This is a genomic window from Butyrivibrio sp. M55, assembly GCF_900116865.1.
GTDB lineage: Bacteria > Bacillota > Clostridia > Lachnospirales > Lachnospiraceae > Butyrivibrio.
On sequence record NZ_FPCD01000017.1, the window covers coordinates 17,788 to 40,889 of the forward strand.

At 42.7% G+C, this 23,102-nt stretch carries 15 protein-coding genes; 12 read left to right on the forward strand and 3 right to left on the reverse strand.

Translation table 11 applies throughout. From position 1 onward, the window contains the following. Nucleotides 1–450: 450 nt before the first annotated feature. A complete protein-coding gene (locus tag BM398_RS14270; protein ID WP_092338524.1) occupies nt 451–678 on the reverse strand; it encodes a hypothetical protein in 228 nt (75 codons plus the stop codon). Between the two features lie 115 nt (nt 679–793). Here BM398_RS14270 and BM398_RS14275 point away from each other — a divergent pair, with 115 nt between their 5' ends. Both BM398_RS14275 and BM398_RS14280 read left to right on the forward strand, forming a co-directional pair. Next, nucleotides 794–1,117, forward strand: coding sequence for a SymE family type I addiction module toxin (locus tag BM398_RS14275; RefSeq protein ID WP_092338526.1), 324 nt, complete (start codon nt 794–796; stop codon nt 1,115–1,117). Between the two features lie 4 nt (nt 1,118–1,121). Next, nucleotides 1,122–1,676 carry a hypothetical protein gene (locus BM398_RS14280; protein ID WP_092338528.1) on the forward strand — a complete coding sequence of 185 codons (555 nt, stop codon included), beginning with the start codon at nt 1,122–1,124 and terminating at the stop codon, nt 1,674–1,676. Between the two features lie 353 nt (nt 1,677–2,029). Here the strand turns inward: BM398_RS14280 and BM398_RS14290 are convergent, their stop codons facing one another. Then, nucleotides 2,030–2,608 carry a PqqD family protein gene (locus tag BM398_RS14290; protein WP_092338532.1) on the reverse strand — a complete coding sequence of 193 codons (579 nt, stop codon included), beginning with the start codon at nt 2,606–2,608 and terminating at the stop codon, nt 2,030–2,032. Between the two features lie 237 nt (nt 2,609–2,845). Next, nucleotides 2,846–3,022, reverse strand: a complete 177-nt coding sequence (locus BM398_RS17230) for a hypothetical protein (protein WP_175531965.1) — start codon at nt 3,020–3,022, stop codon at nt 2,846–2,848. Nucleotides 3,023–3,313: 291 nt separating this feature from the next. On the opposite strand from BM398_RS17230, the gene BM398_RS14295 reads away from it, so the two are divergent. The 10 genes from BM398_RS14295 (at nt 3,314) to BM398_RS14340 (ending at nt 23,097) form a co-directional block, all read left to right on the forward strand. Next, entirely contained in the window at nt 3,314–4,504 is a 1,191-nt protein-coding gene (locus tag BM398_RS14295) for an ABC-three component system protein (RefSeq protein ID WP_242949823.1), read from the forward strand. A gap of 34 nt (nt 4,505–4,538) precedes the next feature. After that, nucleotides 4,539–4,718 carry an ABC-three component system middle component 7 gene (locus tag BM398_RS17565; RefSeq protein WP_330390596.1) on the forward strand — a complete coding sequence of 60 codons (180 nt, stop codon included), beginning with the start codon at nt 4,539–4,541 and terminating at the stop codon, nt 4,716–4,718. Then, nucleotides 4,703–6,364 (forward strand): DUF2326 domain-containing protein, encoded by a 1,662-nt coding sequence (locus BM398_RS14305; RefSeq protein ID WP_092338536.1) that lies wholly within the window; start codon nt 4,703–4,705, stop codon nt 6,362–6,364. The genes BM398_RS17565 and BM398_RS14305 overlap by 16 nt, the downstream gene beginning before the upstream one ends. Next, nucleotides 6,348–6,566 (forward strand): helix-turn-helix domain-containing protein, encoded by a 219-nt coding sequence (locus BM398_RS14310; RefSeq protein ID WP_092338538.1) that lies wholly within the window; start codon nt 6,348–6,350, stop codon nt 6,564–6,566. The genes BM398_RS14305 and BM398_RS14310 overlap by 17 nt, the downstream gene beginning before the upstream one ends. A gap of 103 nt (nt 6,567–6,669) precedes the next feature. After that, nucleotides 6,670–8,754, forward strand: a complete 2,085-nt coding sequence (locus tag BM398_RS14315; RefSeq protein WP_092338540.1) for a site-specific DNA-methyltransferase — start codon at nt 6,670–6,672, stop codon at nt 8,752–8,754. A 3-nt stretch (nt 8,755–8,757) separates the two neighbouring features. Further along, complete coding sequence (locus tag BM398_RS14320; RefSeq protein ID WP_092338542.1) at nt 8,758–11,667, forward strand: DEAD/DEAH box helicase; 2,910 nt, start codon at nt 8,758–8,760, stop codon at nt 11,665–11,667. Between the two features lie 24 nt (nt 11,668–11,691). Beyond that, entirely contained in the window at nt 11,692–15,285 is a 3,594-nt protein-coding gene (locus tag BM398_RS14325) for a helicase-related protein (protein WP_092338544.1), read from the forward strand. A 26-nt stretch (nt 15,286–15,311) separates the two neighbouring features. Next, complete coding sequence (locus BM398_RS14330; RefSeq protein ID WP_092338546.1) at nt 15,312–18,848, forward strand: sacsin N-terminal ATP-binding-like domain-containing protein; 3,537 nt, start codon at nt 15,312–15,314, stop codon at nt 18,846–18,848. Between the two features lie 10 nt (nt 18,849–18,858). Next, on the forward strand, nt 18,859–22,494 hold the full coding sequence (locus tag BM398_RS14335) for an ATP-dependent DNA helicase (protein WP_092338548.1): 3,636 nt from the start codon (nt 18,859–18,861) through the stop codon (nt 22,492–22,494). Continuing rightward, the gene (locus tag BM398_RS14340) at nt 22,495–23,097 is read left to right on the forward strand and encodes a hypothetical protein (RefSeq protein WP_092338550.1); all 603 of its coding nucleotides are present in this window, start codon (nt 22,495–22,497) and stop codon (nt 23,095–23,097) included. Nucleotides 23,098–23,102 lie beyond the last annotated feature (5 nt).

A 23,102-nucleotide genomic window follows, 5' to 3' on the forward strand; every position in this document is an offset into this window, starting at 1 on the left:
AAGCCGCATAAATAGAGGATTTTACGCAATGACGAGGATCTTATTCGTTTGCCACGGCAATAGGCGGCGAAAAGTCATCAAACCTTTGTAAATACTGCGTTTGCGAGGGTTCGCGCTTCTGATTTAGACCACATTTAGACCATCTGAAAGAGAGAAAAACGGTGTGGGAATCGGTAATATTGGAGGTTTCTATGATAAGAGTGTTATTTGTCTGCTGGGGCAACATTCGTAGAAAGCTCGAAAAACAGAGTGATTTCGGTATGTGAGGAATGTTTAAAACTGAATTTAGACCAGATTTAGACCACTTAATGTAAGAAAAACAGATAACTATTTAAGTGGAGAGCCTATTCTGAAAATGCTTTTATAGAAGAATTACACAAAGGAGATTGTTCATGAAACGAAGAATCATCCGGTGATGTGTGGAAATGTATCCATGCGTCACCGGATTTTTTAGTTTTCGGGATCGGATTTTTGATCTCTGGCCATGGCTTCATCGATTGCTCTGTTTATGAAGGCGGTAGCACTTTCACCCATGCTTTCAGCGTGTTCCTTAATGATGGAACGCTTCTCAGGGGTGACACGGACCTTTATCTCTACGAATCGATCATTATATTTTTTATTCGCTCTCTTGCGAGCTTCAGTTAAGCCTTTATAGGAGCCTGGTTTATCAGCACTCATGATGTTTCCTCCAATTGTGTTTTTCCGGATATCTGTGAAGAGTATAGCACAGATTGGTACATAAGACTATGTAAAACTTGAAAATCTAAGACAAGCAGAAAAGGAGACAACAGTTATGGCAAATAAAAATACAAGAATCGTCAAGATCTATGGAATGAGCGGATATAAGTATCAGGCGACTCCGACCATCATGCTGAAGGGAAAGTGGCTTGAAGAGCTGGGATTTGAAATCGGAGACTATGTTTCCGTCAAATGTGAGAACGGAAAGATTGTCATTGAGCCGGATACAGAACGTGCAGAAATTAAAAAGGCTGAGCAGGAGTTTATGGAGAGAGAAATGGCTAATCTGCAAAAGCGTTTCAGAAAAGAACAGGAAAAGCTCCGCACTCAGTTTGTGGCAGAAAACGGCACTGGTTATGGTGTGGCAAAGGAGGCGTGATGGTATGGGAAAAGTGACGAATGCATCCGATTTGATGGTGAGACCGTTTTCTGAGCTGTCTATTTCAGAGCAGGCGGCGGTATTGAAAGCAAGGTTTGACGAGGAGACTTCGATACCCGGGACTCAAAAGATAAAGACGAAGGGAAGCATTGGCGAAGAATATGGTTTATCCGGTAGCTCGGTTGGCAGACTTCTGAAGCTGAATGATCTGATAGATCCGCTTAAAGATATGCTGGATCGGGGAACATTATATACAAAAGTGGCGATTCAATTGGCATTCCTGCCTGAGAATGAACAGCAGATGGTATATGAGGTGGCAAAGGAAACCGGCACAAAGCTTACCGTTGATATGGCTATCAGGTTGAGAAGCCATACAGGAACCTTAACAGATGGATTTGTACGCCGTTATCTGAGGAAGGAACCAATCAAGAAAAAATGTTATAAGGTGCCGGGGAGGATCATTGAAAAATACTTTCAGGGCATGGATCCCAATCAGGTAGACAACATTGTAGAGCAGGCCTTGGAAGCTTGGTTTAGAAAGGGGGCTGCCGATGTTTGATGCTAAAGAGCTTGAATCGTTGGATGCGACATATTTTACGGTTCTCTATAAGGATCCGTTTGATGTGACGATACGAAGTAAGAACACAGGGCATTTTTGGAGTCTGCACAGCCCGGATTGTCCAGATAATAATGTGGTTATTATATTTCATTCCCATCATGCGGAGCCGTATCATATGCATGGAAGGACTCGTACCTTACGTCAGGCTGTTAGAAGCATACGGAGTCATGATCGGTGGCAGCTGATGGGAAGGCCGTCAAAAAGAAAATAATTGAATAGAGAAAGCAATGATAAAGCAGCGGTACCGGAATTAATCCAGTATCGCTGCTTCTTTGTACTGTTGTTAAATAGTCTTAATTGCCGTAGTACAGATCCTTAGCCAACTTCTGCGCAGTTTTGATTTCTGCATAGGCCTGCGTTTTCTTGATGCCGTATTCATCGAGAAGAGCATCAAGGATCTCACCTTTTGTAGAGTCCTGCTTGATGAGATTCAGAATACGGCCATAGCGGGGATTCTTCTCACCAACTTCTCGGATCAGATCATCAATGATCATACCAAGCAGAGTTGTGTTCTCGAAAGATTCCGTCTGAGCAGGATCGTAACCGCCTTCACCTTCTTTGGACATATCATCCAAAAATTTGTCATATGAAATAACATTCGGATCGCCATGTAACTCAGCAATATGAGTACGAACACTGCTCCAAAAGAGTTTCATGGTGCCGGGAAACTGCTCCGCTGTGACCGGCGTGAAGGCAACTAAAACTGGAATACCGCTAAAGTGCCAGGTTTCAAGGTTGTCGCGATAAAGGTTCATCGCTTTTACTGTGTCCCAGTCCTCTATAAGGAACGGGGCAAGATACTGTCCTTCCGGTACGGGAAGGTTGTTGTACGCTTTCTTATCGGCGTACTGGTTGAGTTTGTTATCGTCCATCTCGGATTTCCTCCATTGAATTGCGCGGAGGAAACCGTATGGCGATATTCTGTTGTCTTAATCAGTCGGCCATTCATACAGGTATTCCTCCTGTTTTGCTTGAATAGCCAGCTGTTCTGCTTAAGGCTGGTGTTTACTTGTTACTTCACACTGAAACCGGCAGAACCTCCTTCAGCGCTAAAGGTAGCGCTTTCAGTGTGAAGAGCCTTTATTTGTCTTGCTCAGGACATTTGCTTGTTAGTCGTTTGCGTCTCTGGCATAGTCGAACAATTCGTTCCATGCTTCCTGATAGTCGGAAGGCGATAATCCGTAGATATCCTTAGCCCCGTACTTTACACAAACGAACTTGACGGTTTCGGCATCAACCTGAGAAGAGACATCTTCGAGATTGATAAGCCAGTCTTCTTTTGTCATGTCATTACCTCTTTTTCTTAGAAAGGCTGACATCAATAAAATCAGCATTTGCGATTAATCAAATAATCCTATTGATGTGGGTCGCGACTCCCGAATCATCTGAATAATCCTGCTATTGCACCTCTGAGAATCGTTCTACAGCCGTGTCCTATTTGCGAATATTTTGTTTGAAAAATGGACATGCTTGTGGTATAATTCTATTGGTGCGTACTGCGCCTTGTTGGAAGCTTTTGAGCTTTCCTTCAAGGTGGCTCAATTATATAAAATGGGCTATTTGGACTTGGGGATACTTTGGTACAACGTGGTACACCGTGGTACAAAAATGAGAAAGGGCTGTTTGCAGTGGAGTTCAAGACGTTATTTTCTGTATTGAAAAAGCATATGGGCGATGGCGATGATATTCCATATTTTTTCCGAGAACTGATGGCAATGATTACGACAGTTACAGAGGAAGAATGGGGTACGTGTAAAGATCCATCAAACAAAGTAAAGGCGGATAATTCTATTCGTACTTATGTTAAACGTGCAACTCTGCCCAAAAAGCTGGCTCAGGCTATTGTTTACAGACTTACTCCAGAGATCTTGGTCAAAAGAATAAATGAGCGAAAGCATACTGTTCGCAAATTGCTCGCAGAGGATCTGCAGCCATACGATGCAACTATGGATGCTGATAATGTTGCGAAGAATGTTGCTGATATCATTGTAGAGATTATTCAGATATCTGCGGGTTTGGCACCAAAGAGTGATTTGGAAAAACAGCAGCAACAGCAAATAGAAGCTGACCTCAGTCGTCGATTTGGGGAGTTTCTCTTACAGGAGACAGATGGATATTGTCCTTTTCCCGGATGCGGAAGGCAGCTTCATATAGTAAATGGAAACAAAACAAGCCCGCTTTATAAAGTCAGCCTCATAGATAAATCAAAAACGAGTTCGATTGATAATCTGATAGCGTTATGCCCCAACTGCTATACCACGTATCAGCTGGATGACAGCAAGCAGGTTTGCAAGGAACTAAAGGCTGCCAAAAGAATCCTGTCTATTCACAAACAGAGTGTTCAGCTCTTGGATAATATGGCACTCGAAAAAGGAATCATCGGTGTCATAGGTAAGATAAAGGATCTAAAACAAAAGGATTTGGTCGGTGCTTCTCTTGACCCGAAGGAAATAAAGCAGAAACTGGATCCAGACAAAGACCTGGCGATATATGGAGTGGTGAATTATTACGTCAATACATATTTTCTTAAGGTCAAGGAAATAATGATGAGCTTGGATAAACGTGGAATCATAGACTATGAGGAAACGCAGGATCAGATGAAGGCCTTTTACAGAAACCTGAAGAAAAAGAAGCTCACCAAAGTGGAAATATTCAATGAGATTGTAGATAAGATTCATCGAGTGAGTTTGCAGGAAAATATATACTGCCAGATTGTGGTGGCTTATTTTATCCAGAGCTGTGAGGTGTTTGATGTTATTACCAAATAAACTATATTCGTATGAAAGAAGCAGCTTGGCGTTGATGCCGAAGATCCTGAGATTGATCGAACATCAACCGATGCAGGTGGCAGAATTATATAGAGCGATGCAACAGCATATGGACGATGGAACGGATTTTATGTCGGCCATGGACTGCCTATATGCTTTGCAGGCAGTTGACATTAATGATGAAGGGGAGGTGTTCATATGCTTGTCGAGATGAAATCACCGGCCTTTAAGGAGAAGGGGGAAGTCCGTCCGAAGATTGAATTTCATCCCGGATTAAATGTTGTTTTGGGAAAGGAAGACGGGGAAAACTCCATAGGAAAATCATCTGCTATGTTGGCTATTGATTTTGTTTTTGGCGGTAATGCCTATTTGAGCGGCGATGGTGTAAATCATATCGGCGATCATACGATTTTTTTCGCTTTTGAATTCGATGGCGGGAAATACTATTTTGCTCGTAATACAGGCGAAGCAGAGAAAATTCACGAGTGTGATAAAAACTACGATCTGACTGGTGAAGTTTGGCCTAAAGCAAAATATGTGAATTGGCTGAAAGAAAAGTATCATATGGATTTTGACGGGCTTTCTTTCAGAGAATCCATTAGTGTATTCTTCCGAATCTATGGTAAAGATAATCTTGATGAAAGAAGGCCGCTCAAAGGATTTAATGGGCAAAGCATGCAGAAGTCCATTGATGTATTGGTAAAGCTTTTTGATAGAAATAAGGATATTTCGGATTTCAACACAAGATTAGAAGACACCAAAAAGAAACTTGCGGCTTTTAAGGAAGCGAGAAGATACCGCTTCGTTCCAGATCTTGTAGGCGGAAAGAAGCAGTATGAAGAGAATCTTGCTACTATTGAAAGCCTTCAGTATGAGCTTAACAATTTGACGGAGGAAACGGTTGCTGGTCATACTGAGGCAGATATAGAAAAAAGCAGGAAAAAATCTGAATTAAAAGCTGATGTGCTTCAAGCTGAGACAGAACTGCAGGCCGGAGAGAGAAGGCTGAAACTCCTAAAGATGAGTCTTGACTACGGGCTGTATCCGACAGAGGCTGATTTATCAGAACTACAGGAATTCTTTCCGCAAGTGAACTTGAAAAAGATATATGAGGTAGAGAGATATCATAAAAAACTGGCAGCGATTCTTCAAGATCAGTTTTCTGCGGAGGAAGAAGCAGTACAGACAAGAGTAGATGAACTTCGAGAGCATATTCAGAGTTTACAAGATGAGATCAATGACCTTGGATATGTAGGAAATTTCTCAAAAGAATTCCTGGACAAGCACTCTGAGCTGAAGGGACGTATCGATGCTATTAAAGCACAAAATGAAGCTTTTCTTACCTTAAAGGAATTGACTAACGAAAAACAAAGAGTTGATGAACTTCTCAAAGAAGCAATCCAAATCATCCTCAGAGATATTGAGCAAGAGGTGAATGATCGGATGCAGGAGATGAATGATTCTTTGTTTACGGAGACTAGAAAGGCACCCCAACTGTATTTGAATGAATATAACAGCTATAGATTCGAGACTCCTGATGATACAGGTACAGGATCAAATTATAAGGGAATGGTGCTGTATGATCTGGCGGTATTGCAAAGCACAGCCTTGCCAGCAATAGCACATGACTCATTAATTCTTAAAAACATCAGTGATGTCGCTATTAACGGAATCATGCGGCTGTATGTTCAAAGCGATAAGCAAATCTTTATTGCCTTTGATAAACAGGATGCGTATGGTGTGGAAGTACAGCAAATCTTGGAGAACCACAGTGTGTTGAAGCTGTCGGATAATAATTGTGAACTATATGGAGAGTCATGGAATATAGCGAGGCAAGAACAAAATGAAGATGAGTTATAAAAAATTATGGAAACTGCTGATTGATAAGGATATGAAGAAATCAGACCTGCGGAAGCTTGCTGGAATAAGTTCATCATCGCTTGCAAAAATAAGCAAAGACGAAAGTGTTACAACGGCGGTCTTGCTTAAAATTTGTAATGCCTTGGAGTGCAATCTGAACGATATAGTTGAAACGATCCCTGAAGAAGGGGAAACGGATTAAAACGATTACAGAGTAGAGTCCGTTTTTTAGGACAGCTAAAGAGATAGAATTAAGATGCCGGAGTATACAATGCCGGTAAATATTGATAAACAGGAGGAAAGACATGGCTGCGATTCATGATTTACTTGCTCAGGTTCAGGATGAGGCGCTGAGAGCCAGACTGGAGCAGGAGATAAACAGACTGTCAAAGACAAAGAAGTTCGGGCTGGTGTTTGAAGAACATCTTCCGGAGTGCACGCCGCTTTATGATATTCCGGTCAAGCGTGGTTCAACTGTTGCAAAGAAGACTGGTGCCGTCAGTGAGATGTATGAAGTTAGTGCCATCAAAGATGGTGTGGCTACGTGCTATCACAAGGTCACTGAAGAAAAAGAAGAGATTCCGGTGGAAGAACTGGTTTCGGTGGCTCAGTTTGGAGAACCTATTTATCCGTATCTGAAGCCGATTGACAGCATATGTAATGCTCCGGAAAGTGGCCTGTGGCATACACTTATTGAAGCTGATAACTATCATGCGCTGCAGCTGCTGGAATACCTCTACGCAGGAAAGGTGGATTGCATCTATATCGATCCACCGTATAACACCGGTGCAAAAGACTGGAAGTATAACAATGATTATGTTGATGGTGCAGATGCCTATAGACATAGTAAATGGCTGTCCTTTATGCAGAAAAGGTTGAAGATTGCAAAAAATCTTCTGAATCCCAATGATTCTGTTCTTATCGTAACGATAGATGAAAAAGAATATCTACATTTAGGATGCCTTCTTGAAGAACTGTTCCCTGAAGCACGGATACAGATGGTTAGTAGCGTTATTAGCAGTCAAGGATCAACGAGAGATGGATTGTTTTCGAGAGCTGATGAGTACTTGTTCTTTGTGTTCATGGGGAATGCGGAAATAAACAAATCAGAAGATGACATGCTGAATGAGGGACAGTCAGCAACAAAAGGACAACTCTGGTTTCAGTTTGTCAGGACGGGGAAAGGCAATTTGAGGGAAAACTCAAAAAGTTTATTTTACCCTATCTTTATAGATGCAGAAAAAGGCGTTATTAAACAAATCGGGGATCCTATACCGCTTGGGATACCGAAAGAAAGTGTACCAGTTCCTGAAGGATTGATGGCTATCTGGCCGATGACAGCTGATGGTCGAGAGGCAAGATGGAGGACGGGTGTCGAAGTGGCTAATAGAAGGCTTTCCAAAGGTTTGTTACGTCTTGGAAAAACATCACGTAAAGAAAGTGGATGGTCCGTATTAACGGTTAATGAGGGAACTGAAAAGAGAATAGAAAAAGGTGAAGTAGTTATAGAAAGAATTGATGAAACAGGATCTGCGGTCCTTGTGGAAAAATTCGGAGGTTCCTTAAGAGCTCCTAAGACTGTTTGGAATAAGGTTTCCCATAATGCTGGATGGCATGGATCGAAGCTGCTTGCCAAAATCCTTTTGGATCGAAAATTTCCTTATCCTAAATCGCTATACGCTGTTGAGGACGCCTTGCGCATAGTGACAAAAGAAGACGCCCTCGTTGTGGATTTCTTTGCCGGATCGGGAACGACACTCCATGCCGTTGCTTTACTGAATTCAGAAGATGGTGGTCATAGAAGATGCATTATGGTCACTAATAATGAAGTCTCAGAAGATGAGGCAAAGGGATTATTGAAAAGAGGCTTGCAACCTGGAGATACGGAATATGAGCAAATGGGAATCGCGCAATACGTTACATGGCCAAGAACTGTCGGATGTATCTTAGGTAAGGACGTAAATGGAAATGACATTGAGGGTAACTATTTTGGCAGTGAAAAACCAATGTCAGAGGGATTTAAGGCAAATGCAGCATTCTTTAGGCTTGGATTCCTAAATAAAACAGCAGTTGCTTTAGGTCGTCAACTTGCAGAGTTGTTCCCCATTCTTTGGTTAAAGGCAGGAGCACATGGAGCGTGTCCAAATTTTGAAGATGATAAAGCTTATATGCAGGTACTTCCGGAGAATGAATTTGCAATTCTTATTGATGAGAAACACTTCCGGGAGTTCAATGAGGCAGTGAATAAGCATCCGGAAATTCAGACTATATATATTGTTACTGATTCCGAAGCAGGATATAGAGAAATGATTTCGGGATATGGCGACAAAGACACGTATCAGCTATATAGAGATTATCTGGACAACTTCCGGATTAACACAGGGAGGTAAGCCATGAAAGCAGAATTATTTCCATTTCAGAAAAGAGCTTTAGGCGAGCTAAGAATGAAATCGGCAGAAGCCGTATATCGCTACCAGCGTACTCATTCAAAGCAGGTAGTGTCATTTACAGCACCGACTGGAGCCGGTAAGACAATCATCATGGCCGCGTTGATTGAAAGTATTTTCTTTGGCGATGAAGCATACCCGGAGCAGCCGGAAGCAATCGTGGTGTGGCTTTCGGATTCTCCGCAGCTGAATGAGCAGTCAAAGGATAAGATTGATCTGAAGGCAGATAAAATCCGTCTGGGGCAGTGTGTGACAGTTCAGGACGATTCCTTTGATCAGGAAATGTTTGATGACGGACATATCTATTTTCTTAACACGCAGAAGCTTGGCAAGAGCTCCAATCTTACGAAGCATACAGATAATCGGCAGTATACAATTTGGGAGACATTAGCAAATACAGCCCGTGAAAAGAGCGATCGTCTGTATTTCATCATTGACGAAGCACATCGTGGAATGCAGGGACGTGAAGCCGGACGTGCCACAACAATCATGCAGAAATTCCTAAAGGGAAGTCCGGAAGATGGTATCGAGGCTATGCCGGTAGTTATCGGAATGTCTGCCACATCTGCGAGATTCAATGCATTGGTACAGGGTATCGCATCGGATACGCAGTATGTAGTTGTTACAACTGATGAAGTCAGAGCTTCTGGTCTGCTGAAGGATCGTATCGTTATTTCCTATCCGGAAGATAACACCGGGAATAAAGATATGGCTGTACTTCAGGCGGCAGCGGATGAATGGAAAGATAAGTGGGATCACTGGTATCAGTATTGCTACGAACAGCATTACGCCTATGTGAATCCGGTGCTTGTCATCCAGGTGCAGAATGCTACGGCATCTTCCATATCTGCTACGGATCTTGATGATTGCGTTCAGAAGATCGAAGAAAGAACAGGCATCCGCTTCCAGGAAGGCGAAGTGGTTCATACCTTTGGCGATGCCAATAATGTCATCAGGATAAACGGCTTGAACGTGCCTTATGTAGCTCCATCTGCTATAGCAGAGGATAAGCGTATCCGAGTCGTATTCTTCAAAGAAAGCTTATCAACCGGATGGGATTGTCCGAGAGCAGAGACGATGATGTCCTTCCGTCATGCGACGGATGCAACCTATATCGCACAGCTTCTGGGAAGAATGATCCGTACACCGATGCAGATGCATATTCAGGTTGATGAAACTCTGAATGATGTACACTTGTATCTGCCCTACTTCAATTCTGATACGGTAAAGGAAGTTGTAGAAGAATTGCAGAATGCTGAGGGTGGCGATATCCCTGCCGATATCTATGGAGAATCCCTGGATACAAGAGTCATGGATACGCTGTCAGTAAGACCGAGAAGTGCTTCCGGTGGTGGAGGAACACGTCATACACCGGCTTATCCGGGGCAGATGTCTCTTTTTGATACACCTGGTGCAACACAGCCGATGGAACTTCACGATGGCGGTGCAGTTAAGTACGGTAGCGGTGGGCAGACTGGAAGTGCTTCCGGCGTTCACGAAATAAATTCTGGAAATAATGCTGGCACAAACAATGCGGCTGGCGGCACAACACATCAAGTAGCCTCTCAGCAGCCAGAACAGACACAGGATACACAACCAACCGGAGCTGCTCCGGCAGCAGGCGTTACACAGACGACACCTGCAGGAAATACAACACAGACAGAACCGGAATACGTTCAGGAAACATTTATAGATCCTTTAGACAGAGAGGGAGTGGTAAAAGCTATCAATGATTCCGGACTTCTGTCTTACGATGTAAGAAATGTAAGAATCAGCAACTATCTGAACTCTTTGTATAGCCTGGCGAGACTGCTCAGACAGTCTGGAAAATATCAGGATGCTACAGATGACGTGCTGGAAGAGATCGTAAAGATGATCCGTGAATATGTGGGTGATCTGAAGCGTAACGGTAAATACGACGATATGGCAAAGAGGATAATGGAGTTTCAGATGAAATCGCAGGTCTTCGATGCTTTTGGTGAAACCGTAGATGACAACATTGTCCATATGTTCATGTCATCCACAGATATTGATATCGACCGGCAGTTCCGCAGGGCTGAAACGAAACTTGGAAATGAGGGCGTTGGAAACAAATATGGTCACTACTATTACGATGAGGATGATCCGAACGCCTATAAGATCGATGTCATTCTATATGCGTCGAATGACGATTGCTATGCACGACTTCTGGCTTATGCAGAGAAGATGTTCCATAAGATGAATGATGATTATCGCCGTAAGATCGTTGGCTTAGGCGACCGTTTCATCAAACAGTATGATGCCATAGTCTCTAATGGAGATGTAGTCAGTAAGCATAACTTCCGCCTTCCGGAGACCATCAGCCTGCCTCATGAAGTAAACGGAAAGGATTATGAGGATCATCTTTTTGTAGACGATCATGGAAAGGCTCGTATCAATCTAAATAACTGGGAAGAAGGTGTACTGGTAGAGGAACAGGGTCAGTCAGATTATGTATGCTGGCTCAGGAATCCTCCGAGAAAGCCTTGGTCTCTCTGCATTCCTTATGAAATGGGAGGAGAGCAGAAACCGGCGTATCCTGATTTTGTGATCATACGTAAGGACAGCGATGATGAATATGTTGTTGATATTCTGGAGCCACACGATCCGACCAGAATTGATAATCTGGGAAAAGCAAGAGGATTTGCAGAATACGCAAGACAGAATCCGGGTGTAGGACGTATACAGCTGATCCGTATGGCGAAAGATGCAGTTGGTCATAATCGCTTTAAGAGACTTGATATGGCTATGAGTGCTGTTAGAGATAAGGTGGCTCATGCTATGACAAATGACGAACTGGATCATATTTTTGATACAGACGGATTCTTTATGGATTAAGAAGTACAGATTGGAGGCTTCAATATGGATAACGACCAGATTGTAAGCAGGATGAATTCATATTTGCATACTTCCGCCAACGTATTGGCTGACTGGCTTGGGAGCCTTCTTCCGAGAGCATCAGATGATTGGTGGGAAGAGTGCGTTCTGGATAAGCTGAGTTATAACCAGCGTGAGATGGCGATAGAAAGAGGTTTTACGGAGCTTGGTCAGTTTGACCTGGCCGCTTTGCTCCGTATTGCCGATAAGTCATGGTATGCGATGCGTAATGTGGCGTTCCTTCCGACAAGAGAGAGGGAATGTATCCGTGATATGATGCGTGTTCGTAATAACTGGGCTCATGTCAGCGCCATGCTTCCGGGCAAGGATGCCATCCTGGCTGATTTGGCTACGTTACACGATTTCTTTGAACAGCGCGGATGTGAAGATAGTCTCCTCAATGAAATTGATCGGATGATTGAGGAAGTGAAGTCTCCGTCAACGGTCGATTTTGCGTCGTTCTCTCAGGAAGCGGAAACTGAGCAAACTGCTGAGCCAGAACCTGAAGTGGTCGATGAAAATGAGATCACGGAAAAGAGCCTTGTATATCTGATCGGTAATCCGGATGTTCGTGGCATTGTTATGTCCATTACGGATCTGGGAGAAACAAAGAAGTATGATGTCTTTGTAGACGGCAATTTCAAAACATTTTATTCTGGACAGATTGCTTTATACGTAGAGACGGCTTCCTATAACTGGGTAGACATCAATACGTTCCGGAGCTATCTGACCGCATATCAAATCAATAATCCTTCAGGGAATGATCTGTATTCCCTGAATTCAGCACGTATAGATTTTGTGCCGTATCAGTTCAGACCGGCGTTAAAGCTGATTCATGCAGATGAACCGAGAATCCTGATAGCTGACAGCGTTGGTGTCGGTAAAACTATCGAGGCCGGTCTTATCATCAAAGAGCTCCAGGCAAGAAATGAACTTGAAAATGTGCTTATCATCTGCCCGAAACCGCTCGTTACTGAAAGGAAATGGGAGATGGAAATGAAGCGATTTGATGAAGAATTCGTACCGGTGGACGGTCCGATGCTTCGTCAGATCATTTCTGATACCGACAGAGATGGCGAATGGCCTATCAGATTCAGCAAGACTATTGTTCCGTATTCTATTCTTGATAGCAGGGCATACGAGGGTGAGACCACAAAGAAGAAGCATACCTTCGGATTAAGAGATCTGGATCCTGCTCCACACTTTGATCTTGTTATCATCGATGAGGCGCATCATATCCGTAACGGCAGCATGGAGAAGGAAAAGGCATTTGAGTATAAATGCGTTAAATATTTCTGCGACAATGCGGATGCTGTAGTAATGCTGACAGCTACACCGCTTCAGACAAGCGATGATGACCTGTTTACTCTGCTGAATGTACTCCGTCCGGATGTTGTAATTGATAAGCAGACATTCAATATGATGTCCCGTCCGAATGCGCATATCTCCGAGGCGGCAAGCTTAATGAGACGCGCTGATGAGAAGTGGCAGGAGCTGGCTTCGGAAGCTCTGAAGGGTGTTCTTGATACTCAGTGGGGCGAGAATGTAATTGCTGCGAATCCGACATATGGAGAAATGGTCAAGACGTTGCAGCAGGATAAGATTACGCGTGAAGAACGTGTAAAACTTATTTCTGATGCGGAGAGTCTTCACAGCTTCAATTCTATGTTGAACCGTACAAGGCGAAAGGATATACAGGATTTCTGTATCAGAAGACCTTTTACTCTGGCTGTGGAATTTACAGAGCGGCAGAAGGAATTACATGATGAGCTGCTTCGCTTTGAAGCGGATGCACTGCTGCAGCTTCACGGGAATGCCAGATCGATACCGTTTATGATGTCTACCATCAAGAGGCAGGCAGCAAGCTGTATATTTGGACTTGCACCACATATCAGAGATCTTATTCAGAGAAGATTCCAGCAGATGGAAGATGATCCGGATCTTGATTACTCACCGGGATTTGCTTTTGACGGAGCAGATGCCAGCGCGCTTGCGGGAATGGCACAGAATCTTCTAACTATGGCGGATAATCTTCCGGAAGAAGATCCGAAGTTTGATCAGATGCTGGAAGCCATCATGGAGAAGCAACAACAGGATAATAATAAGATCATTCTTTTCAGCACCTTCCGCTATACGCTGTATTATTTGAAGAAAAAACTGCTTGATGCAGGACTCAGGGTAGAACAGGTTGACGGTAGCGTTAAGGATGCCATGAGGCAGGAATACCGTGCGAGATTTGAACTGCCGAAGGATGATAAAGATGCCATTGATATTCTGCTCTTCACAGAAGTCGGTTCCGAAGGTCTGGATTATCAGTTTTGCGATATGATGATCAACTATGATCTACCTTGGAATCCTATGAGGATTGAGCAGCGTATCGGTCGTATCGATCGTCGCGGACAGCAGAGTGAGGCGGTTGGAATCTACAACATGATCACGAACGGCACTGTGGATGCGGATATTTACTACAGATGCCTTATGCGAATCGGTATATTTGAAAGCAGTATCGGTGAGTGTGATGAAATCCTTGGAGACATTGCCACACAGCTTGATCATATCGGAATGGATACATCCCTTACGGATGAAGAACGTAAGATAAAGCTGGAACAGATGGCGGATAACGAAGTCCGCAGGCTCCAGGAATTAAATAAACTGGAAGAGGAAGAAAAGGAATTCTTCGGATTTGACCTGTCAGAATACATGACTTCTCAGGAGATCCATAATGCTGAGAATCCTTGGCTTACGCAAAAGAGCCTGCAAATACTGATTGAGCAGTATTTGTTCCGCAGACTTGGACAGGGAAGCTATATTCTTGGCGAAAGTGAAGTGAAGCAGCTGAGACTGTCAGCCGCTGCAAGAGCAGAGTTGAGAGATGATTTCAGGAAGCTTCCAAGCGGCAGGAATGCTGTGCGTCAGAGTTGGGATGTTTATCTGAAAGGCAAGGCTCCGATACATCCGATCACTTTTGATTCCGAGACAGCTGAGAAGAAGAGAGATACATTCTTCATTACGGCAATGCATCCGTTGGCAAAACAGGCAGCAGCTTACTTTGCGTCGAATGAACAGGCGTATATCAGGCTTCAGTATGCTACAGAGGATCTTCCGAGTGGAAGCTATCATTTCTCTGTATACGCATGGAGTTATGTTGGAATCAATCCGCATTTCAAGCTTGTGGTTGTCTGCGATGATGATGTGATCGCTGCAGAATTGCCGGATATCCTTCAGGAATCGCAGAGTGGGGCGGCAGCGGTTAAGATGCAGCCGGCCGATTGGGATGCGCTGGAAAAGAAGCAGGTTAAATTGTGGATGGATGAGAAGTCTGCTGAGATCAAGGAGGCAGAAAATACATCCACATTCAAGATAGAGAGCTTATCAAATAACTTCAGAAACAGAAAGCGTTCTCTGGAACAGAAGATTCTGGATACCAGCAGCGAAAGTATCCGAAGGATGTATACCAGTGAGTTGGAATCTGCGACAGAGAGCTATGAGCTGAAGGTTGAAGAGATCAGAAAAAAGGTGGCACAAACGGATATCCATACAACACTGATTGCAAATGGTATCCTTGATGTTGTCAACTGACGATACACGTTTTGGAGGTGTCGGAAATGGCTAAGATGGCGATCGCTGATCAGGTTTTACAGCGCCAGGATAAGGATGGTATGCTTCGGCGTGCGCTGGAGAGAATTATTCAGCTCTATACGGATAAATCTCATTTCGTATATGAGCTTCTTCAGAATGCGGAAGATGCCGGAGCATCAAAAATTAAATTTCTTCAATATCCGGATAGGTTGGTTGTCCTTCATGACGGACATCCATTTTCTATGGAAAACCTGCAGGGACTCTGTGATATAGGTAAGTCGGATAAGATCAATGACTTAAACCAGATCGGAGAGTTTGGCGTAGGTTTTAAATCCGTGTTCGGTATTTGTGAAACGGTTCAGCTTTACAGTCATCCTACAGCAAAGGATATTGAGGGTGGCTATTCTCAGTTTGCAGTAGAAATAAAAGATTTTACTCATCCGGTGGATATAGATGATCAGGATGTAGACCCTGGGTATACGACCAAATTTGTGTTTCCGTATAGCGTGGGATTTACTTTTTCTGGATTTAAAACAATTGATAAGTTAAATGAGGTGTTGTCGAAGAGATTACAAAATCTTGGAATTACAACACTTCTGTTCATGAAGAATCTACAGGCTATCGATTATCAGATCATGCTGCCTAAGCTTAAAACAAGTGGCTCATATCTGTTGGATAAAACAGTTATCAATGACCATTGTGCGTTGGTCGCCGCTATTGGTGAAACCGAACACAAAAAGGAAAAGGAAGAGTCTATTTCATATCTTGTCTTTTCAAGACCGGTCAAGGGGATTCAAGCTGGAAGAACTATTGATATCGCTTTTTCTCTTTCTGTTGAAGAAGACGGCAAGTATAACTTTAAGCCTTCTAAATATCCGTATATCTCTGTGTATTTTCCTACAGAGACAGAGAGCAAATTGAAATTTATTGTGCAGGGACCTTACCGTACTACTCCAAACAGGAGCAGTGTTCCTGCTGATGATAAGGATAATATTGAGCTGGCTGAACAGACGGCGGCTCTATTGCGAGATAGCGTTATTGAACTGAGAGATTCTGGAAAGCTTGATTTTAGTCTGCTTAATATTCTGCCGATAGATGAAGAAGTCTTTTACTCTGCACCGTTGTTTGAGGGCATGTTTGAGTCCACTTCCGACATGATGCAGGAAGAAAAACTGCTATTATGCAAGGATGGAACCTATGCATCGGCAGATTCCGTAAAGATTGCCAGAGGTTCGGATTTTGCTGAATTGTTTACGGATGAGTTGCTGACGGAGCTTATTGACGATGATAAGGAATACCATTGGCTTCCCACATTTCTTACAGAAACGAACAAAAGCTATAAGACTCTTTATGATTTTCTAACGGATACATTAGAAATTGAGGTTATTCGTCCAGAGAACCTAAGAAGCAATTTTAATGAAAACAGGAAATTTCTTAAGAGCAGGGATAATGAGTGGCTTGTAAAGCTCTACAATATGTATTCATCTGTTGCGGCGGCTTTTTCAAAACAGCGCGGCGGATCCAATATGCTGACGGCTGCATTTGTTAAGACATCGACAGGAGATTTTGTAGCTCCTTACAGAAAGAGTGACGGCACAGAGAACGATTACAGCTTTATGTGGCGAGGCTATGAGAACGCAACGTATTTACCAAATGTATTCCTGCCTTCCAAGAACCTGGATAATGCTGAAGATATTGCTTTTGTTGACGAATATCTGTATGAGCAGTGTAAGCATTTCTTTACCGAAATCCTTTCTCTTCAGAAGCCTAACGAATATGAATTCTTTATAAGGGATTTTAAGAAGAGATATGAGAGCGGAAAGATGTTCACGGATGATCAGCACATCACCGATGTGAAACGGCTACTAAAGTATAGGGTAAATTCTGATTATCGTGATGAAGTTGAGAATCTGATCAAGAAATATCTGCCGCTCAGGTGTATAAAATCTGGCAAAAAAGTTTATGTAAATCCCCATAATGAGGCTGTTTTCTTCTCTGTCAATACTGACGGAATGAGCATTGAACAGTACTTTAAGCATGTAGCGACATATGCTTATGTTGATATGGATTTTTATGCCATTGAGGATATAAGTACTGAGTTTCTTAAGATACTTGGGGTACGGGAGAATATTGCAGTAAATGAAAACCGAACGAGTGGTGAGTATTACACTGGTAATCCAGGAAGGCAACCGGAATGGAATACAAGTGGAGATTTTCGCTGGAAGTTATCATTGGAGAAGCTGGATGCAGTTTTGGAGTACATATCTGCACATCCGAAGGCTCCGGATTCAATGGCAAAATCAAGCTTTATTTTCCGCTTTCTGATGAAAAATGAGTCAAAGCTTCAGGGGAATGTATATGTTGGTGGCAGTACAAGAAATTTGTACGATGAGTATGCTGACATCGTCAAATTATTACGCCATGATGGACCGAAACATCTTTATTATGGATCAAGTTGGAATGGCAAATGGCTATATACAGAATCCCTCGACCTTGTAGCTCAGGGTGAGATTTCAAAGAGAGATTTAAATCCACAACTTTATGGCGACCTGAATCCGAGTTCTGGCATTTATGATATTCTTGGCTTTAAAAAGAATGAGGCAGATCATTTGGAGGATGCTGCTAAGGATTATGATCAGCTTTCTGAAGAACAGAAGAATCAGTATTTTGAGATTGAGCTTCAAAGAAGATATGGAATATCTACTGCTGATTTGGATGAGAACTTCGGAAGTAACGTCGCAGGTGGTGGCGGAAAGACGCCAATTATTCCTGAAGACACCTATGAGTTTCCTTCATCGAAGGTAAAGAATTGGGATTCATTGAGAAAACATGCAGCGGAAGTGTTGTGTTTTGCAAGTCCTACAAAATATGAGTTTCGAGTTCGGAAGATTCGTGTCAGCAAGCCGATCAGTGAAGTACGGGCTTATCTCATGAATATGTATAAGGTGGATCGCGCATATAAGTATGCCTGCCAAATGTGTCATGAGGCATTTACAAATGTGGAGATGTGTCAGATTGCAAATTCGCCAGAAGTGGAACTGGACCCTATGAATCTCTGTCTGTGTCCTAATTGTGCTGCAGAATACAAGAAGATGCGAACAGATGAATATGATCTGGATTATTTTCTTGAAGATATTGAAAATCTGACGGATGCTGAAATTGGAAGCATGGATCCGGTCGAAGTGGCATTTGGAAACGAGACCATCTGGTTTACACAGACTCATATTGCAGAAATCAGAGAGCTGATGGCACTTCAGAATGCTGCTGATGAATATAAGGAACCTACGACACCAATAAAACCTAAGCCTCAGGTAACTGATACTGTTGATGATGAAGATGAGGCTGAAGATGAACCAGAGGAAGAATTAGTTATAGCAGGGACAGATGTATATAAGGATTATATTGGGAAGAGAGTAAAACATAAGGCCGGTGGGACAGGAATTGTTAAAGGTGTTGACGGAAAATATATCTGCATAGAGTTTGAGGATGGACCAAAGGCTGGAAAAACGATTAATTATTCCCTTGAGATGTGTATCAATAAGGGGTTCCTGGAACTATTATAGGAGGTAGCTTATGGTAATGCATATGAGCCTGAGGCTTGCTTGGCACAGTGATGGCTGGAATGGGCATATCTGCAAGAAGCCTTGTGAAAATGTATATTGCGTGGGACAGCATTCATATCCGGGAGAGATGATTGCAGAACAGCGTGATCTGGATTTTGAAACAGCTCACGCTGGTGAATCATGTGGCCAGCATCCCTGCAAGGTGGCATGTGCATTGAGCGCAAATGCGTTTGGTAAAGAGACTGTTCAGGTAAAGGTTGAACCGCCTTCCTGGTGGGAAGAGAAGGATGCTGATGCAACGATTCTGACGTTGCCGCCATATACTGCTTGTACATGGTGCTATGAGGCTATGTACAAGAATGATGTTTTCTCTTCTGTTAAAGGTAAGACTTACGATTACAACAAACGCCAGCGTAATGCTGAGGCATATTTTTCGCAGTTTGAAGAAGGAAAGTCTCTTGTATTTTATTATGCTGGATACAGCAATCCTTTTTCCGAGAATGAAGAGGACAACTATGTCATCGTGGGTGCATCACGCATCAAGAAGATAGATGACTTCCATTACTATGAGAACACAACCGAACAGATAAAAAAGGATTATGCCGGTGGTGTTATCTGGCAGAAGCCCATCACGTCATATTATCCGGATGAGGGGCTCTCTATCCCGTATTGGAAATACATGGATAATGAATCCGTTCTGGAGCGTATTGTAATTAAGCCGCTTCACAGGTCGCCGTTCAAGTATGGCAGCCGTGAGGTGTCTAACGATGATGCCATTGAAATTATCAATCAGCTGATCAATAGTGTAGATGTGTTAATCGAGATCGGGGATGATACAGAGAATTGGGAGGAACGTAAGAAATGGCTGAACAGCGTTCTTAGCGAACTATGGAAAGCCAGGGGTCCTTATCCGGGATTTGCATCAGCAATGATCAATATGGGGCTGGAAGAATTGGTACAGCACTATATCGCGCTTACCAATGAACAGGATATGAAACTCTTCCGAGATGAAGTTCGTAAGCTTATGGATGGCGATCAGGATGAAGTATTCGGGCATAATGTAGTGAATCTACGTACTGTACGCAGGGAGTTCCTGCTTCGTGAAGATGAGGAACAGAAGCTATTATTTGATATCCTGCCGCGATTCGATATCTCTGCAGATCAAATGGGTTATATCCTGAGTGAAGACAGGGAAGATGTCTCAATTACGGCTTCTTTAAAGGAAATTGTAGAGAATCCATATATTATATTCGAGCAGTACCAGGGCATGGATCCGGATGATTCCATTCCGTTCTACAAAATAGATAATGGAATCATTGTGTCACCGGAATATGGAATTGAGAATCTGTTTGATGTGGGTGATCCGGAACGCCTAAGAGCTTTTTGTGTTGATGAGCTTAATCGTATTGCTGCTCATTCTTTTGGTAAGGCAGAGACCATCTTGAATTCAGTAAATCACAGGCTGGATCGCATGCCGGAATGGAAACAGTATACTTTTAAAATCAAGAACTTCAAGCTTGATAGAGAAATATATGACAAAGCGCTATATCTGCGAGAGGAGGACAAGAAGGATCTTTACCTGTATCTTAAGTGGGTTTATGAGGATGAGCGGCAGGTTGAGTCAATATTTACCATGCTTGCCGAAAGACCGGATATCTCTTTGAAGTTAGCTATTACAAAGGAAAAGTTCAAGAGCAAACTTAGAAATCCGGAATCTAAGCTTAATGAGACTGCTGCAGATCAGTATGAGCATATCCTTGATAAGCAGGCAGATATCTGTATGCAGATATTCTCAAAGCCGATATGTGTTCTGTCCGGTGCTGCCGGAACAGGAAAAACTACGGTTATAAAGGCTATTGTTGAAAACATTGAAAGAGTGCATGGACAGGCAGCAGGTTTTCTGCTGATGGCACCGACCGGAAAAGCAGCAGAACGAATTAAGACACAGACAGAAAAGAATTCTTCAACGATCCATTCTTATCTTGCGAGCAATGGTTGGCTGAACAAGAACTTTACACTTAAGCGTAAGGGTGGAAGCAAAGGACAGGATGTAAATACGATCATTATAGATGAGTGTTCTATGATTGACCTGAATCTGTTTGCTACTTTGCTGCGGAGCATCAATTGGAACAGTGTTCAGCGGCTTATTCTGGTAGGGGATCCAAATCAGCTTCCGCCAATAGGGCGCGGAAAAGTTTTCTCCGATACCATCGAATGGCTTAATCAGGAGTATCCTGAGAATGTTGGCGTACTTAGTGAGAATATCCGTCAATTGGTAAACCGAGTAGAAGGTAATGGCTGCGGGATTCTTGATCTGGCTGAGCTCTTCATACAGGAAAAGCAGTCGGATATGGAAGACAATAGTTCTGCCGATTCTTTGAAGCAGAAAAAAGAAGAGTTATTTACAAAGATACTGGAAAACGGTAACGGAGATATCGACAAGGATCTGGCTGTGTATTTCTGGAAAGAGCAATCTGACCTTGAAACGGTGCTGAGAGATGTTCTGACGCAGGATATGGAAGCCATGACCAAGATGAAGGATTACAGTGGTCTGGATAAACTGTGGCAGCAAGCAATCCGTAAAGAAGATGGTACATCCAATCCTGATGCAATACAGATAATATCTCCGTATCGCGGTGAATTCTACGGTACCAATGCGTTGAATGTGTTGATGCAGAATGTCTTTAATCCCTATTGGAGCCATCGATATAACCTGGACGGTATCAGTTATTTTGATAAGGTCATTCAATTCAGGAATCGTCCGAAGTCGGATATGGCCTATGCATATAATCAGGAGACACGGGCTGTAGAGCAGCATGAAGTTTATAACGGCGAGATTGGCTTGGTACTGATGCATCCGTTTGATTCAAAGAACAAGCGGTATAATTTCATCAGTACGATTGAAAGATTCCAGGTTGCATTCTCAAATAAGAATCGGCAGAAATTACGATATAACTATGGTCGTGAGTATGGGAGGAATGATAAAGGCTGGTATCTTCCAGAACAGAAAGTGCAGGAAAATCTGGAACTGGCATATGCTATAAGTGTTCACAAGTCTCAGGGCTCAGAGTTTGATTATGTGTATATTGTGATTCCGAAAAGAGATAGTCACCTGTTATCGATGGAACTACTTTATACTGCAATTACCAGAGCACAAAAGAAGGTTACGATTCTCTTGCAGGAAGATATAGGTACCTTGACCGCACTGGGACATCTGGAAAAGTCTGCGGTCAGAAGAATCAACTCTTCGGTGTTTGCGTTTAATCCGCTTCCTGAAGAATTGCTGTATATTCAGAACTGGTACGCTGATGAGAAGAAGCTGGCAACTTTGTCGGAATACTTTGTGAGATCAAAGTCCGAAGTTATCATTGCAAATATGCTTGTGTCGGAAGAAGTGCCGTTTGTTTATGAGGAACCGCTGTATGCGCCGGACGGTACGATGTTCCTGCCTGATTTTACAGTGAAATTCCGAGGCGAAACATATTACTGGGAGCATGTTGGAAGACTTGATCTTCCGGATTATCGTGCACACTGGGAGATAAAAGAAAAGTGGTATGAGAAACACTTCCCTGGCAAGCTATTGATAACGTATGAAGGAAAAGATTTATCGACAGCAGCTATGGATATTATAAAAGGGCATAAATAGATGAGAAGAAGTGATTATGAAGTATTACGGCTTCAAACTAATAACATGGCATTAGTTTGGAAGGAATCAAGAGGAATTGCACCAGATAGTGTTGCTGATAAACTTGATGATGCTATGTTGAAATGGATGTCTGAACTTACAGATACATTGAAAATATGGATCGATAAAGGATCTACTATGACAGATGGTGAATTGATATTAGCTCGTACAAATATGGGAGCTTTAGTAGAATCCTGGCTTAAATTCTTTTACTGCGTGTACTATGAGGACTATATGAAGAATCCTCTAACGCAAACGAAAAAAGGGAAAACCATTACTGTCGAACCTAATAACATGAGATTCGAGGACTTGAAGAACTTCAGTAAAGGAAAACTGTGGGACGACGATAAAGATCCGTTATATGTGTGGGTAGATAAGATTCAGCATTATCGAAACGCGGTACATGCTTTCAATTACAGAGACATAGGCACGGCTAAAGGGTTCATGTCTGATATGGAGGAATTCTATAGATATGTGAACCACATATTAGATCATCTTCCGCCAATAGAAGATTTTCTGCCTTGTTATCCTGCAGGATATGTAATGAATGTTTATTTTGATTAGTTGAT

Bases quoted from the DNA above. Each gene is read 5' to 3' on its own strand.
- BM398_RS14270 (WP_092338524.1), bottom strand. From the start codon at position 678: ATGAGTGCTGATAAACCAGGCTCCTATAAAGGCTTAACTGAAGCTCGC.
- BM398_RS14275 (WP_092338526.1), top strand. From the start codon at position 794: ATGGCAAATAAAAATACAAGAATCGTCAAGATCTATGGAATGAGCGGA.
- BM398_RS14280 (WP_092338528.1), top strand. From the start codon at position 1,122: ATGGGAAAAGTGACGAATGCATCCGATTTGATGGTGAGACCGTTTTCT.
- BM398_RS14290 (WP_092338532.1), bottom strand. From the start codon at position 2,608: ATGGACGATAACAAACTCAACCAGTACGCCGATAAGAAAGCGTACAAC.
- BM398_RS17230 (WP_175531965.1), bottom strand. From the start codon at position 3,022: ATGACAAAAGAAGACTGGCTTATCAATCTCGAAGATGTCTCTTCTCAG.
- BM398_RS17565 (WP_330390596.1), top strand. From the start codon at position 4,539: ATGCCGAAGATCCTGAGATTGATCGAACATCAACCGATGCAGGTGGCA.
- BM398_RS14305 (WP_092338536.1), top strand. From the start codon at position 4,703: ATGCTTGTCGAGATGAAATCACCGGCCTTTAAGGAGAAGGGGGAAGTC.
- BM398_RS14310 (WP_092338538.1), top strand. From the start codon at position 6,348: ATGAAGATGAGTTATAAAAAATTATGGAAACTGCTGATTGATAAGGAT.
- BM398_RS14315 (WP_092338540.1), top strand. From the start codon at position 6,670: ATGGCTGCGATTCATGATTTACTTGCTCAGGTTCAGGATGAGGCGCTG.
- BM398_RS14320 (WP_092338542.1), top strand. From the start codon at position 8,758: ATGAAAGCAGAATTATTTCCATTTCAGAAAAGAGCTTTAGGCGAGCTA.
- BM398_RS14325 (WP_092338544.1), top strand. From the start codon at position 11,692: ATGGATAACGACCAGATTGTAAGCAGGATGAATTCATATTTGCATACT.
- BM398_RS14330 (WP_092338546.1), top strand. From the start codon at position 15,312: ATGGCTAAGATGGCGATCGCTGATCAGGTTTTACAGCGCCAGGATAAG.
- BM398_RS14335 (WP_092338548.1), top strand. From the start codon at position 18,859: ATGGTAATGCATATGAGCCTGAGGCTTGCTTGGCACAGTGATGGCTGG.
- BM398_RS14340 (WP_092338550.1), top strand. From the start codon at position 22,495: ATGAGAAGAAGTGATTATGAAGTATTACGGCTTCAAACTAATAACATG.